This is a genomic window from Flavobacterium collinsii (assembly GCF_946903285.1).
In the GTDB taxonomy this organism is placed as follows: Bacteria; Bacteroidota; Bacteroidia; order Flavobacteriales; family Flavobacteriaceae; genus Flavobacterium; species Flavobacterium collinsii.
Genome location: NZ_OX336425.1, coordinates 5,320,542 through 5,334,363, shown reverse-complemented (window position 1 = coordinate 5,334,363; position 13,822 = coordinate 5,320,542). Strand labels below are relative to the sequence as shown.

The window sequence follows — 13,822 nt, the reverse complement described above, 5'->3', positions numbered from 1 at the left end:
TCTAAATACATTTGCTTATTGGTACAGTTTTAAATCACTTTTTTTGTTTTACAGTTAAAGTTCACAACTTTATGAGGTTGTGAACTTTGAGCCTGTATACCTTCGGCTAAGATAAAAATTCTTGTGAAAGTAAAATAGACGATTATCAGATATTTCGCAATTCTACGAAACTGCTTTTAGCAAATGTTTTTTTACTTATTTTGATTTTCGATTACTGCTAAATGAATCCCGAAACATTTTCCAGCCTTTGTCTGTTTTCTTCCAAAGAACCAGGAATTTACCATCGTCCATTAATTCGCCTTTGGAATTATACGACTGCCATAAACCTTCTTCAGTAACATATTTTACGCCATCACCATATACTGCTGTGGTGATAAATTTTCCACCTCTTAAGCCATATTCATCATAGGCTTTTCGAAAAAAACTGGCAGTACCTTCTTTTCCATAAATCTGAGGTGCATTTGGGAGTAAAATAGAAGCATCTTCCGCATATCGGTCTATAAATATTGAAGGATCATTGTTTTTAAAGGAATCAAAATAGATGGCATTGCTTTTTTGAATTGCATTTTTTGCCTCGCTTAAATCTGCTGTTTCAGTATTTGGTGCAGAATTACAGCTGAAAAGCAATAAGGCAATGGCAAAGAGTTTTGATGTCAAATAAACGTTATTCCGCTTAGAAAAATATTTAAAAAGAAGGGATAAAAAAGAAATTGATTTTCGGCTCAATTCCGATGAGTTGTTAAAAGTATCCATATTAAAGTTTTTAGATTTACTATTATTTTTATCAAAGATAGTAAGGGAAAAAACTTCTGAATTGTACAAAACGGAACTGTTTTTTTTATTAGGGTGCTAAGGTTCTTAGTTGCTAAGCTACTAAGGGATAGTGTTGTTAATGCTCAGTAATACCTTTAAAGAATTAAATGGTTGATAGGGAATTGATTTTCTAAATAGGAGGTTGGTGTAGTTCCGGTAAAGAATTTGAAATCTCTTATAAAATGCGACTGATCAAAATAACCGGAATCATAAGCAATAGAGGTAAAAGGGTATTCGGTATTGTTAATGAGCTTAAGACTGTGTTGAAAACGTTTAATTTTGTTGAACGATTTCGGGGCAAGTCCGGTATGCTGAAACACTAATTTATGAAGATAGCGTGGTGTTATACTATATTTTTCCGAAATGCTGCTGATGTTAGTTTCAGTCGGTTCGCTTAGCAAACTGGATAAGATATGAGCTACTTTTTCAATCTTGTCAGATCGCTTAGGATTTGTTATTATTTTCTGAATTAAAAATGTTTCGATAAGCTCAATTCTTTTTTGAATATCGGAAGTTTCTAAAAGCTGATTGTGTAGTTTTTTTATTGGATTACCAATTATATCTTCCAGGTCGAAAATCTGATTGTTAAATACTCCAATTTCATCTTTAAAAAAGTAGGCTGCGGTATGGGTATAAAATCGAATACCCAGCATGGTATGTTTTCCTTTTGATTTTATAGCAAGGGGTTTAGTGATCTGACCCCATAATTCAATTTTTGGAGTTTTGTAAAAGTTTTTATCAACCAATGATTCCCAAATACCATCACCAAGATTAAAAATTATTTCCATTTCGCCACTCGGAAATACCGTATCCTCAAATTCTATATCTGAATCTGATTCAAAAATATAGTAATGTTTGATATAAGGTTTTAGAATTTCGGATGGTGAAAAATGTTGAAATTGCATTTTACTGAATTTAATTTCTCAAATATTTAAAATGGCGTTTGTTTTTGTTAACGTGTTGATAGGTGTAAAGTTATGAAAAAAATGTAAAACAAATTTAAAATAGCAAAACAGACAAATTGCAAAGACAAGTCGGAGTATTGCAATCGAAGTGTTGTGAATTGGCGTGATATGACCATTTTAAACAATAGTCAATCCTGCATCTTTGTAAAACTTTAAACTTTCATCTTCCGGATCAATATTCGTTACCAGTACATTAATATCCTTAATTGGGCAAACAGAATACGATTCGGCTGTTCCTACCTTTTCGATAGAACCCAAAGCAATAACAAAATCAGAATGTTGAATCATGTTTCTTTTTATCTGAGAATCATCGTATAAAATTCCAGTTACCCCACGTTCGTGATGAATGCTGCAGAGTCCAAGAATACAAATGTCGGCTCTGAAGTTTCTAAAAAAATCGATCGTTTCAATACTTGCGGTAGTAAAGGAAGTTTTGCACATTCGACCACCTGCAAAAATCAATTCGATATTGGGTAAATCTTCGATTAATGCTGCTACAGGAAAGCTATTTGTGATAACGGTGATTTTTAAATCGTAAGGAAAGCTGGCTACTAAAGCCAAAGAAGTTGTTCCTCCATCGATAAAAACTACCTGACCGTCTTTTAAATAAGAGATTGCTTTTTCGGCAATTATCTTTTTGTTTTCAAGATCGTGTTTTTCCCTGTTTCTAAAATGCAGCGGAATCGGAGAGGGAGCAACCGCGCCTCCACGAACAGCCTTTAACAATCCCTGATCTGAAAGTTCTTTTACATCTCGTCTTATTGTGTCTTCTGATACATTTAAATAGGCACTAAGTTCCATTAAAGTTAGTCGGTGCTCTTTTGATAAATACTCTAGAATTACTTTTTGACGCTCTTCTTTTTTCATGTGATGCAAATTTATATTGCAAAAATAAGTTAAAATTGCAAAACTTTGCAATATTTGCGTAAATTTGTTGCAAAATAAATCAAAATGAAAAAGAAAACAATTGCCATTGATATGGATGGCGTACTTGCCGACATCGAAATACAATTAATAAAACAGTACAATAAAGAGAGTGGAGCTTCACTTACCAAAGAGACTATTCGGGGGTTAAGTGAAGAAGATGCTTTTATAGACAGAACACTTTTGCGTGAAGTTTTAAATGCCGATAATTTTTTTAGAAGTCTGCCTGTAATGCCTGATGCAGTCGAAAGTTTACGTCGATTACAGGAAAACTTTGAAATTTTTATTGTTTCTGCCGCAACCGAATTTCCGGTATCACTGGCCGAAAAAGTGGCCTGGCTTGCAGAACATTTTCCTTTTATCACCTGGGAAAACATTATTTTATGCGGAAGCAAAAGAATTATCAATACAGATTATATGATTGACGATCACCGAAAAAATTTAGACCATTGCATGGGAAAACCTATCATGTTTACAGCATTCCATAATGTTAATCAAACACATCACTTAAGAGTAAACAACTGGAAAGAAGCCGTTGAAGTTCTAGAAAAAGACATCGTAACTGATTTGAACTAAGTTTATTTGCACGCAGATTTGTTTTGCTGATTCGTCATCGTTCGGGTTGCAGATTTTACGGATTTATTTTCTCAAACTGAATGGTAAAATAAATCCGCAAAGTCTATAAAGATAATACCCTGCAAATTCAGCTGACTTTGTATTTGCAATGACTAGTAAACAGGCTTGGTCTTATAGAAAATATTTGGATGGATTATTCAAGTAAAATAAGTGTTCTATTTGTTAGTTCATTTTTATACTTCAAAACATCATCTATACTTGATAATAAGTATTCATTATTCTCAATAATAAGTTTCATTTTTGAGTCAGTGAAAACTAATTTACAAATGATTTTTTTAGGATGCTCGTCAATACTAATGTTGAAAGAGCTTTTAAAATCTTTGAAGAAAATTCTTTGGCTAGGTATTTTTCTATTTTGGATTAGCAATGTTCTGATGGTGTGATAAGCCTGAATTTCAGATTCAGTCGTAATAATTCCACCAGTATTTGAATTTGATTCGTCAATAACTTTTTTATCATATAGAGATTTCAATAAAGCAGAATTGATCATTTTGATCATTTTTCCCTGAGTTTCATCATTAAATTTGGTCTTAAAACTCATATTGCGGTGAATTATTTTTAATAAATCCTTTGAAGGAGCAATAAATTCCTTTAACAGACTTGTTTCAAAATCCTCCGCAAAAACAGATTCTTGGGCTGTATTTATAATCTCATTGACCACGATATATCTTTTGTCAAATTTGATTAAAGTTTCCAGATCTCTATCTGAATAATTAGATAAGTTGAACACAAAGAATGGTTTGTTATCAATTACATTTGGTTGTAAAATATCTGAATAAAATCTATATTCAATTCCATTAGTTAAAATAGCAATTCTAGAGTTTTTCGTATTATTGAAATAACCGTTTAATTGACCTGCTTCTTTATCGCTTAATCTACTATTGTATTTTTTTGCTTCTATTAAAATAGTTTCTTTTTTATTTAATAAAATAGCATAATCAATTTTTTGACTGATACGTTCACCAAAATCAGCATTGTATTCTGGTATCAAATCATTCGGCATATAATTTAGAAGATGAAAAAAGGGCTCTATTAAAAATTTACGGGTTTGAGCTTCATTTGTGCACAACTCAATCGCATCGTTAATTTTAAAGTTCTCTAGTGTTTTTTTTAATTGATTGATAGATTGTTTCGGAATATTGGTGGTCATTTTTTTGGGTTGTTAGTTTGACAAATTATGCGATTTAGAAAGTTAATAAAAATTAACCAAGGCATAAGTTTTTTAAGATCATCGTTTATAAAAAAACAAATATCATGATTAAATTAATATTTACTTTACGGAAAACCATATTGATATAGTAAATTATGAATGTTTAAAACTAACATTTCCCTTTTGTAATCTAATAGGTATTTATACCTGTTTAATTTAGTGAAGTTAATTTTGAATCTTTCCTTATACTGTAATAGTAAACTATATTAAGTTGACTGGATATAGCACACAACATACAGGAATTTTTTAATAACCTGTTTTTTGAAGGAGAAACCTTTTGAGAGTAATCTTGAAAGGTTTTTTATTTTGGCTTCACCAGAAATCAAGTGATTGCAATTACAATGTTAAACTTTAATTTATGTTTACTTCGGTATGGATAGGTTTGCTTTAAATCCTTTATCCGGTTCTGTCTCAAAATCAATGGTTCCTTTAACAGCCTGAATGCGGTGTTCCATGTTTTGGAGACCATTTTTTGCCGTAGTGGCTTTTTCAAAACCCTTGCCGTTATCAGTATAGCGTATTGAGATTGATTTCTCATTATTTTCAAACTTTATTCCAACAATACTAGCCTGGCTGTGTTTCTTCATGTTTACCATTAATTCCTGTAAAATCCTGCTGATGGTAATTTTTTTGGTATCGTTAATGTCTTCCCAGTTGATAGTTTCTAGGTTGGTTACAATGATATTTCTGTCGTTGGTATTGTAAGTCGAAAGCATTTCTTTGATGCTGTGGGTAAAATTGACACCCGTATCAATCTTATTATTTTCTCTCGAAATTCCTCTTACACGGCCATAAATATCATCCAATTTTTGGAGTAGATTCTCTTTGGTACTTTCTTTAGATAGGGACTGGGACTCGGCAAAAGCAATCACGTGAAATACGTCATTTGCCAGTTCATCGTGAATTTTTTTAGCGATTCGGGCTTCGGTGATATAGGAAGTTTTAAATTCGATTGCTCTGTTTTTATTTTTATAGTAACGTACCACAATTACAATTAGAATGACTAAGAAAACAAAAACTATGGCAAATACAATTCGCAGATATTTGGCTTTTTGAAGGGATAATTGATTTTCGGCTTTTTCTAAACGAAGTTTTGCATTTTCATCCTTTTCTTTTTTAGCATCGTATTTAATTTTGGCAAACTTATTTTTAAAGTTGTTTCTAACCTTAATAATGCTGTCGTTTAAAGTGAAATATTTTTGTACGTATTTGCTGGTTTGAGGACCGTGATCATTCGAAATTAAAATTTGTAGTGCCTCTAATCTTTCGTCTACACTGTTTAGTTTTGTGGCAATGTTATAAGCTGTAAGAGCATTTTTGTTTGATTCCAGGATGTCTTTTTTAGCATAGTAATCGGCAAGGTGTAGGTAACTTTCAATACTGCCATAAGCATCTTTAATTTCATTTCTGGTGTTGAGCGCTTTAGTCATTAAATAGAAACCTTTTTCATCTATTCCTTTTTTGAAATAAGCATAACCCAAATTATCTTGATTTCTCGCTTTTTTGTTTGATAATGTTTTGTTGTCTAGTATTTTAGTGTTTAAGATTGATTCTAAAATTGCAATAGCTTTGTCATATTTTTTTTGTTGGATATATACAGGGGCAATATTACTTAAGGGAGTTAACTTATCTGCAGGATCTGAATAATCTTTTACAGCTTCTTTGTAATAAAAAATGGCGTCATTATAAAGAGAGAGTTCTTTGTCAGCAATCCCTAATCTATTATTTATTTCAGCAGTATAAACACTATTTTTTTTTACATAGGATAAAGCTTCAGTAACTGTTTCCTTACTACCGTAGTAATCCCCATTAACTTGCTGGATAGATCCCATTACAATAAGTATGTAACCGATATTGGCACTGTCTTTTATAGTTTCATAAAGTTGTTTTGATTTATAAAATTGGTCAAAAGCAGTATTAAAGTTTTGTTTATCATGAATTTCAATTGCTTTGTTTCGTAAACTAAGCGCTTCTTTTCGAATAGCTTCTGTGTTTGTTTTTAAGGCCTCTTTTTTTTTGCAAGAAAATAGAAAAAGAAGGAGAATAAAATAAAAAAACGGGGACCGTAACATATAAATTTACTTTCCCCGAAATTAGTAATTAATTTAGATACTAAAATATATTTTTATTATTTATCTGGCGGAGGTGGAGGTGTGTTACCACCATCACCAGGTCCATCAGCAAAAGCTGGTTTTGCCGGATCAATAGTTTTCTTTGTTTCCTGTTTGGTTTGAGTTTCGTATTCATCTGGTGTACAGGAGAACATAGTGAATAGTATCGTGAAAGCGATAAAAATTATTAGCTTTTTCATTTTATTTAGATTTAGAAATTAGACATGGGTATTGCTGACCGGAGTTGATCCGGAGGTTGGTTAGGGCAATACCAATTTGGTTTTTTTGGGAAGTACAATGTGTAGAACTGTAAGACGTTATTTACACTTCCCGAATAAACTCGGTCTTACTGTTTTTTTACACTGTTAATTTGAACTAGTTTTATATTTTTGTTTTAATCTGCAGATAAAACTTGAACTAATTTCTATGGCAAAGTAAAGACGCTTTTAAGCCTTTGTTGATAGGGGATTCCCAGAATTCCCACGTTTTCCTGAGATTCCCAAGAAATCCCGAAAAATCCTAAAAAAATAACATGCATAGCCAGACTTTAGAAGAATTTAAAAAAGCGATTAAGAGTAAATATGAGATTGAGAAAGAAGGAGAATACTTTGATTATTTGTACAACCCCTCTCGTGGAAAACTCCGCGACTTGTGCTGGATTATTTACGAAAATAACCCGACTCAGGATGATTTAAATGTTTTTAGAAATTTATTGTGTTTGGATTTTGACCATACGAGAAAGAATAAGTATAATGAACAAAAAGACAAGTTCAGACCGATCGAAACTTTCTTTAAAGGCGAAACTGATCCATCGAATATTGATGCAATAAATCTTGCAGCTGTTATCGTTGATTTCCAGCCACGCCCTTTTAAAAAGTTTAATGAAAAGTGCAGAATCAATGAGGTCAAACACATGGTAAGTGTTGTCGAAATGAATGCAGCTGCTCAGATAGAGATCGTAGAGGAAGGTAATCTTGTGGAAAGTTACCCTCAAAAAGGAAATCGTTTCTATAATTTTAAGTACGTACTCTCTAAAAAAATAGTGAAGAAAATCTATCCAAGAAAAATAATTACGGCTACAGTTGGGGCGGTCGCTTTTGTGTCTTCTGCACGATTATACTTTGTGCGGAAAAAAGATCAAACGGAATAGTCGCTAAATGAAATTGAGAAGCATTTTGAAAAATAAAATGCGTGAAGAGAGTAAAAGAATAATTTTTTGAGGAATAATTTGGGCGTTTAGATAGTGTGTTTTTCGGCATATATTTACTGTTATTTATACTATAAAGATAAGGAAAAATAACCAGTAAACCTAATGAATACAAGGAAAATAGGTGTTTTTTTGCTGTTAAATAGGTGTTTTTTTTTGGAGTTTTGTTGCCCTGTAATCCTAATTTGTATGCCAATAAAATCTATTTTTTCGGGTAACTGGAATGTCTAGAATTACTTTTTCAAAAAGTAATTCTAAGACAAAAAATCTTTAAACCATAATCCCGAATGCTTGATGGTTCTTTGCTGTGTGTCGAAATCGACATGTATTAGTCCAAAGCGGGCGTTGTAACCTTCAGCCCATTCAAAATTATCAGTAAGCGTCCAGACAAAATAGCCGTCAACGTTAAGACCGTCTTTTTTGGCTTTGAGTATTTGTTCTAAATGATCCTGAATGTAATGCGTGCGTTTGATGTCGTATACCTTTCCATTTTTTAGTGTGTCCGGAAAGGCAGCACCATTTTCGGTAATAATGATCTTTTTGATGCCTTTGTAGGCGTTAAATTTTTTCAGGACCTCATAAAGAGCAGGAGGGTAAACTTCCCATCCCATGTCGGTTGAAATGACATTTCTTTTTTCGGCACTGATCAGTTCGGCACCAATGTAAGGAATGAGTAAAGACGATTTTACAACTTCACGAGTATAACATTGCAGACCTATAAAATCAAAGTCAAAAGACAAATTGTTGAGATCATCTTCTACAATATAAGCATTTAGCTTTTTTAATACCGGCAAATCGGCCTGAGGGTAGCCTAATCCTAAAATAGGTTCAATAAAAGTTCTGTTTAATAGCGTGTCTACTCTTTTTGCCGCTTCGACGTCTTTTGAAGATTGTGTTGCCGGCTCGATGTGTGTACAGGAAAATGTGGTTCCAATATGTGCGTCCGGTATGTGATTTCGTATTATTTTGGCACCTGCAGTTGTAGCTAAAGTTACATGATGCATGGCTTTCAGGTAATTGGTAATGCCTTTTTTTCCCGGAGCATGAATGCCCAGGAAATATCCTGCTCCTGTAAAAACCGAAGGTTCATTGATAACCATCCAGTTTTTAACACGATCACCAAAGTTTTGCACACAAACTTCAACGTACGCTGAAAACCAATTAACAGATTCGCGGTTGGTCCAGCCTCCTTTTATTTCTAATTCATGAGGTAAATCCCAGTGATAAAGTGTAATCCAGGGTTCTATTCCGGCAGAGAGCAGTGAATCAATAATTTTGTTGTAATAAACTATTCCTGCCTCATTTACTGGAAGAACTCCAGTAGGCATAATTCGAGGCCAGCTAATCGAAAATCGAAAATTCGGAATGTTCAGATCACGGATTAATTCGATATCGCTTTGATAAGAATTGTAAAAATCGCAAGCGGTTAAGGCATGGTGTCCGCTTTTTATTTTTCCTTTTTGAGAAGTAAAAACATCCCAAATAGAACGTCCTTTGCCATCGGAATCAGGAGCGCCTTCAATTTGGAAAGCGGCGGTTGAAACACCCCACAAGAAATCATCTCCAAACTGGTTTTTGTGCAAAAATGAGGTCTCAACTTTATTCATTCAATTGTACTTTCCTTTTTTAAATTGTAATTTATTAATGAAGGAAAGAAGATTGCATTGCTCTTAAAAAAAGCCATTCTTTGAATGAAACCAGAAAATTTAGATTAAAGAATTTCATAATATTTAGTTTTATTCAAATTAATAAAACTAATGTGAATTGAATGTAAAGTGGTTGTTATCAAATGATTAAATGATTTTGGTTTGCACTAAAAAGATTAATCTTCCCAACCGCAAAGGCTAAGTCCAAGACCTTGTGCGTGCTTAACGGATACCTTAGTAACTTCATTGCGGCAGGAAGAAAGACCACGGCAATTTTCATTGTAATGGTATTTTTTAGCCCCTGTTGGACCGCAGATAAATACTTTGGCTTCAAATGAATGAAAAGAGGTTAGAAGTAGAAGAAGGAGGATTAAAGTGTATTTCATAGGAATAGGTTTTTGGGAAATTGGTTACTGAACGACTAGTTGATAAGTATTACCTTTTAAATCTTTCGCATTTAGTTTTCCATGTTCTATCCATTCTGTTTTAATTTCGAGATCAGGAATAGAATCAAACTTTAAGATTCCTGCGCCATATTTTCCTTTTACATTGATGTTTCCAAAAACAGAATCTCCCTTAACATCAACCCCTTTTACGTTGTAGTTGTATTCATAATTCCCTGAAGTGCCTGTTCGGTATTTATATTGATATTCAGTGTCTACGTGGTAGGTTTTGGCTTCTTCGGGATTAATAGTCTGGCGATCTGCCGGAGTAATTACCTCCTGATAAAAAGTGTTTATTTTTTGAGGAGGTAATTTTTTATGGCAGGAGCTCATTCCTAGTGTTAGAAACAGGAATGAGATTTTATAGAAGATTCTATAATTATTAAGCATATTTTTTTAATGTGTTTAAAAGCTAGAATCCATTATTGTACTTCACATTAAAGGAATGATCCGACATAAATAACAATCCGAAAAATTCAAAGAAAGCCAGTATCGAGGGGATTAATGTCCAGCAAAATAAGATATACATTATTCCTTGTGTTGATTTTCCTAAATAGAATTTGTGAATTCCAAATCCTCCAAGAAAGAAAGTTAAAATTGTTGCAGTTAGTTTACTTTTCATAATTTACATTTTAGATAATATTTCTGTTTTTTTTGAGTCAAATTCTATTTGCGAAATGATTTCCCCTTCTAGTAATTTTTTGAGTTTGTTAAGCGTTTCAATAGGATCTTCTTTTTGCTCTGTACTTTGAGGAGCTAATGTCCCGGTATTTACAGTTATTCCTCCTCCGGCAATCGCTCTCTTGTTTTCAAGATCGTGTTCGCGTCTGTAAACAATCATTTCTTCTTCTTTTTCCTGAGCAAATTGATACAATTTTCTAGCCTGTGACTTTGGTAAATAATCAAGCATGTTCATTTTTCCTGTGGTCGTCTTCATCGTAAAAGTTGCACCCATAATTCCTTCCTTCATGTGACAATCTAAAATATCTTTCCAGGCATAATCCTGAAAATCCATTGACAAACCTAAATTTTTCGGCCTACAGAAGATTATTCTTTTGTTCGTTAGGGCAATACAGTCGGGTGATAAATTTAAGGCTGGTTTTTTTTGTACTGCTATGTATTCTACTTGTTCACCTGATGTGAGTAATCCATTGACTTTGGTTAATAGTTTTTCAACTGCTTTTGGGTCTTGTTCTTCGTTTAAGAATTTTTTTAAATCGTTTATCATAATTGGTTTTTTAAAATTATTATTTGCGTTCGGGTAATTCTAATAATAGCTGATCTGGACGAATCATTCTTTTATTTTTATCAAATGTAGTTTCATTAAGAACCAGTATTTTACGGAAATCCATAATCTGGAAAATTTATAATTGGACCATAAAAAAAGCCCCCGAAGGAGCTTTTAAAATTTATAATGAAATACAAGAAACTTCTAGATAATTCCCATGTCTTTGGTAATCGTAACCAAATGAATCGTATTGTTTGCCTTAAAAAAGTCTTTTAGTTTAGAGATTCTTTTTTCGATTGCACTTTTACTGTTGGGTTTTACGCCCATCTCTTTGAAGGTTTCTATGATATCGTCCTGCGGTGATCCCAGTGACAGATGTTTTAAGATGAGTATGTCTAAATCATCGATTTCGAAATTGCTTTTTTCCTGAAGTGCAGAGGCGACTTCGGGGGAAATAAACTTTTGATCTGAAGTCGAGATAAGGTGAATCGCTTTTTTTAGTTCTTCAATACTATTGAGACCTTTTGATACAAAAGCATCCACTTTTGCATTATCAAAAAGAGATTTAATCCGGTAGTTTTTATCTTCAACCGAATAAGCAATGATTTTAATGTTGGGTTGTAATTCACGCACTTTTTGAACCAGTTCATCACCATTAACAATTTTTACTTCGCGGTGATCTGTTTTGAAGGAAAGGTCACTAATTAACAAATCATAAGGTTCATTATCCTGAATTGCTTTGCGTATTTTTAGAAAGGCTTCATCACAATATTTTGATTGTTGAAAATTGATAATATTCAAATCCTTTAAGACTTGTTCGATTCCTAAATTCATAGTATCAAGGTCTTCGGCAACTATTACTTTTTTAAACATAGAGTTCTTATTTAGGCAGTGTTATTTTTACTTTAAAACCTTTATTAGGTTCAGTGTCAAAAATAATAGTTCCTTTTATGGCCCGAATACGGTTTTCCATATTTTGAAGACCATTTTTAATAATTTTATCTTTTTGACAGCCTTTTCCGTTATCGGTGTAGTCGATAAGTATTTTGTTAGTCGCATTTTCAAATTTTAGAACCACTATCGATGCTTGACTGTGTTTTTTCATATTCACCATTAATTCCTGTAGAACGCGATATACAGCAACCTTTTTAACGTCGTCGATGAGGTCCCAGGTTACTTTTTCGATATTATTAATAATGACGTTTGTAGTAGGGCTGTTATAAGTCGAAAGCATTTCTTTTAAGTTGACGGCATAATTTACTTTAGTATCGATTTCATTATTCTCTCTTGAGATTCTGCGAACCCTATTGTAAATATGATCCAGTTTTTGAATTAAACTGTCTTTTACATTGGTACTTTCCAAAGGCTGTGTTTGGGTAAAGGTGATGGTGTTAAAAACATCATTTGCCAATTCATCGTGGATGTCTTTGGCAATTCGGGTTTCGGTATCGTATGCCGCTGTTAATTTTCCGATTCGGTTTCTGTTTTGATAAAATTTTCTCAAATACAGTAAGGAAAGGATTAAAACAGCAATTCCAAGGATAAAAAACAACCTTTGGTATTTGGCTTCCTGAATTGACAATAAGTTCTCGGCTCTTTCTAAACGAAGTTTTTGATTTTCGTCTTTTTCTTTTTTGGAGTCGTACTTTATTTTGGCAAATTTATTTTTAAAGTTGTTTCGGATTTTAATAATACTGTCGTTTATGAAAATGAACTTTTGAGCATACTGCACATTTTTAATTCCTGAATCATTAGAAATTAAAAAGGACAAAGCCCTTAAACGTTCGTCAACACTATTGAAATGTGTAGCAAGCTGATAGGCTGCCTGAGCATATTGGTTTGATTTTTCAGGTTTTGTTTTGGCATAGATTTCAGCTAGATGCAAATTACTTTCAATACTTCTGTACAGATCGTTGGACTGTTTTCTCAGTTCAAAACCTTCATTTATTAACGAAAGTCCTTTTTGAGTTGCTCCGTTCTTGAAATAGGCAAAACCAAGATTATCCAGAATACTGGCTTTTTTGACAAGATCTTTATCCAGTGTTTCATTTTGGAGTAAAGGTTCTAAGATTTGGATTGCTTTATCGTATTTTTTCTGTTGAATATAAACGACTGCAATATTATTTAAAGGAGACTGTTTACAGCTATCATCAGTACAATCTTTTAAGGCCGCCTGATAATAAAAAATAGCATCATTATAAAGTGAAAGCTCTTTGTCTGCAATTCCAAAAAAGTTGTTAATCGCAGCACTGTAAACGTCTTTCTTTTTAATGAAGGGTAAAGCCTCAGTCAGTGTTTCTTTACTACCATAATAATCACCGTTTATTTGTTGAATAGTAGCCATCTGGATAAGATTGTACACCACATTGGCACTGTCTTTTATTGCTTCGGAGGCTATTTTCGATTTGTTAAATTGATAGAATGCGGTATTAAAGTTTTTGTTTTGAAAACTAATCCTTCCTTTATCGACATAGTCAATAGCATCTTTTCTGATGGATGAAGCATTAGAAGTAGGGATGTTTTGCTCTTGACAGGAAAGAAGCAGCAGGAAAAATAAAAAATAAAAAAACGGGGATCGTACCATAAAAGTTACTTTCCCCGAAAATACTAATTAATTATTAATGAAATATCTTACTTCT

15 protein-coding genes are annotated in these 13,822 nt (G+C 32.9%); 2 read left to right on the top strand and 13 right to left on the bottom strand.

Annotation, left to right across the window (positions count from 1 at the left end):
* Positions 1-195 precede the first annotated feature (195 nt).
* The 3 genes from OGZ34_RS21335 to OGZ34_RS21325 form a co-directional block, all read right to left on the bottom strand.
* Positions 196-753 (bottom strand): YybH family protein, encoded by a 558-nt coding sequence (locus tag OGZ34_RS21335; protein WP_263361674.1) that lies wholly within the window; start codon positions 751-753, stop codon positions 196-198.
* Positions 754-908: 155 nt separating this feature from the next.
* On the bottom strand, positions 909-1,718 hold the full coding sequence (locus OGZ34_RS21330) for a helix-turn-helix domain-containing protein (protein ID WP_263361673.1): 810 nt from the start codon (positions 1,716-1,718) through the stop codon (positions 909-911).
* Between the two features lie 177 nt (positions 1,719-1,895).
* Positions 1,896-2,645, bottom strand: a complete 750-nt coding sequence (locus OGZ34_RS21325; protein ID WP_173966412.1) for a DeoR/GlpR family DNA-binding transcription regulator — start codon at positions 2,643-2,645, stop codon at positions 1,896-1,898.
* 84 nt (positions 2,646-2,729) lie between these two features.
* Here OGZ34_RS21325 and OGZ34_RS21320 point away from each other — a divergent pair, with 84 nt between their 5' ends.
* Positions 2,730-3,278 carry a 5' nucleotidase, NT5C type gene (locus OGZ34_RS21320; protein ID WP_263361672.1) on the top strand — a complete coding sequence of 183 codons (549 nt, stop codon included), beginning with the start codon at positions 2,730-2,732 and terminating at the stop codon, positions 3,276-3,278.
* Between the two features lie 193 nt (positions 3,279-3,471).
* Here OGZ34_RS21320 and OGZ34_RS21315 read toward each other — a convergent pair whose 3' ends face one another.
* From OGZ34_RS21315 to OGZ34_RS21305, 3 genes are all read right to left on the bottom strand, one after another.
* Complete coding sequence (locus OGZ34_RS21315) at positions 3,472-4,488, bottom strand: type I restriction enzyme HsdR N-terminal domain-containing protein (protein ID WP_263361671.1); 1,017 nt, start codon at positions 4,486-4,488, stop codon at positions 3,472-3,474.
* Positions 4,489-4,910: 422 nt separating this feature from the next.
* The gene (locus OGZ34_RS21310) at positions 4,911-6,620 is read right to left on the bottom strand and encodes a tetratricopeptide repeat-containing sensor histidine kinase (RefSeq protein ID WP_263361670.1); all 1,710 of its coding nucleotides are present in this window, start codon (positions 6,618-6,620) and stop codon (positions 4,911-4,913) included.
* Between the two features lie 56 nt (positions 6,621-6,676).
* Positions 6,677-6,859 carry a hypothetical protein gene (locus tag OGZ34_RS21305; protein ID WP_263361669.1) on the bottom strand — a complete coding sequence of 61 codons (183 nt, stop codon included), beginning with the start codon at positions 6,857-6,859 and terminating at the stop codon, positions 6,677-6,679.
* A gap of 332 nt (positions 6,860-7,191) precedes the next feature.
* On the opposite strand from OGZ34_RS21305, the gene OGZ34_RS21300 reads away from it, so the two are divergent.
* Positions 7,192-7,809, top strand: a complete 618-nt coding sequence (locus OGZ34_RS21300; RefSeq protein WP_173966416.1) for a hypothetical protein — start codon at positions 7,192-7,194, stop codon at positions 7,807-7,809.
* 311 nt (positions 7,810-8,120) lie between these two features.
* Here the strand turns inward: OGZ34_RS21300 and OGZ34_RS21295 are convergent, their stop codons facing one another.
* The 7 genes from OGZ34_RS21295 to OGZ34_RS21265 form a co-directional block, all read right to left on the bottom strand.
* Entirely contained in the window at positions 8,121-9,473 is a 1,353-nt protein-coding gene (locus OGZ34_RS21295) for a GH1 family beta-glucosidase (protein ID WP_263361668.1), read from the bottom strand.
* 215 nt (positions 9,474-9,688) lie between these two features.
* Positions 9,689-9,898, bottom strand: coding sequence for a hypothetical protein (locus OGZ34_RS21290; protein WP_263361667.1), 210 nt, complete (start codon positions 9,896-9,898; stop codon positions 9,689-9,691).
* A gap of 24 nt (positions 9,899-9,922) precedes the next feature.
* Positions 9,923-10,345: a hypothetical protein gene (locus OGZ34_RS21285; protein WP_263361666.1), complete on the bottom strand. Its 423-nt coding sequence runs from the start codon at positions 10,343-10,345 to the stop codon at positions 9,923-9,925.
* A 22-nt stretch (positions 10,346-10,367) separates the two neighbouring features.
* Positions 10,368-10,577 (bottom strand): TM2 domain-containing protein, encoded by a 210-nt coding sequence (locus OGZ34_RS21280; RefSeq protein ID WP_173966419.1) that lies wholly within the window; start codon positions 10,575-10,577, stop codon positions 10,368-10,370.
* Positions 10,578-10,580: 3 nt separating this feature from the next.
* Positions 10,581-11,183, bottom strand: coding sequence for a PH domain-containing protein (locus OGZ34_RS21275; RefSeq protein WP_173966420.1), 603 nt, complete (start codon positions 11,181-11,183; stop codon positions 10,581-10,583).
* 204 nt (positions 11,184-11,387) lie between these two features.
* Positions 11,388-12,056, bottom strand: a complete 669-nt coding sequence (locus OGZ34_RS21270) for a response regulator (RefSeq protein ID WP_263361665.1) — start codon at positions 12,054-12,056, stop codon at positions 11,388-11,390.
* A gap of 7 nt (positions 12,057-12,063) precedes the next feature.
* On the bottom strand, positions 12,064-13,767 hold the full coding sequence (locus tag OGZ34_RS21265) for a tetratricopeptide repeat-containing sensor histidine kinase (RefSeq protein WP_263361664.1): 1,704 nt from the start codon (positions 13,765-13,767) through the stop codon (positions 12,064-12,066).
* Positions 13,768-13,822 lie beyond the last annotated feature (55 nt).

Coding starts and splice junctions, on each gene's coding strand:
- OGZ34_RS21315 (WP_263361671.1), bottom strand. CDS start 4,488: ATGACCACCAATATTCCGAAACAATCTATCAATCAATTAAAAAAAACA.
- OGZ34_RS21290 (WP_263361667.1), bottom strand. CDS start 9,898: ATGAAATACACTTTAATCCTCCTTCTTCTACTTCTAACCTCTTTTCAT.
- OGZ34_RS21305 (WP_263361669.1), bottom strand. CDS start 6,859: ATGAAAAAGCTAATAATTTTTATCGCTTTCACGATACTATTCACTATG.
- OGZ34_RS21320 (WP_263361672.1), top strand. CDS start 2,730: ATGAAAAAGAAAACAATTGCCATTGATATGGATGGCGTACTTGCCGAC.
- OGZ34_RS21335 (WP_263361674.1), bottom strand. CDS start 753: ATGGATACTTTTAACAACTCATCGGAATTGAGCCGAAAATCAATTTCT.
- OGZ34_RS21285 (WP_263361666.1), bottom strand. CDS start 10,345: ATGCTTAATAATTATAGAATCTTCTATAAAATCTCATTCCTGTTTCTA.
- OGZ34_RS21280 (WP_173966419.1), bottom strand. CDS start 10,577: ATGAAAAGTAAACTAACTGCAACAATTTTAACTTTCTTTCTTGGAGGA.
- OGZ34_RS21300 (WP_173966416.1), top strand. CDS start 7,192: ATGCATAGCCAGACTTTAGAAGAATTTAAAAAAGCGATTAAGAGTAAA.
- OGZ34_RS21325 (WP_173966412.1), bottom strand. CDS start 2,645: ATGAAAAAAGAAGAGCGTCAAAAAGTAATTCTAGAGTATTTATCAAAA.
- OGZ34_RS21265 (WP_263361664.1), bottom strand. CDS start 13,767: ATGGTACGATCCCCGTTTTTTTATTTTTTATTTTTCCTGCTGCTTCTT.
- OGZ34_RS21270 (WP_263361665.1), bottom strand. CDS start 12,056: ATGTTTAAAAAAGTAATAGTTGCCGAAGACCTTGATACTATGAATTTA.
- OGZ34_RS21330 (WP_263361673.1), bottom strand. CDS start 1,718: ATGCAATTTCAACATTTTTCACCATCCGAAATTCTAAAACCTTATATC.
- OGZ34_RS21275 (WP_173966420.1), bottom strand. CDS start 11,183: ATGATAAACGATTTAAAAAAATTCTTAAACGAAGAACAAGACCCAAAA.
- OGZ34_RS21295 (WP_263361668.1), bottom strand. CDS start 9,473: ATGAATAAAGTTGAGACCTCATTTTTGCACAAAAACCAGTTTGGAGAT.
- OGZ34_RS21310 (WP_263361670.1), bottom strand. CDS start 6,620: ATGTTACGGTCCCCGTTTTTTTATTTTATTCTCCTTCTTTTTCTATTT.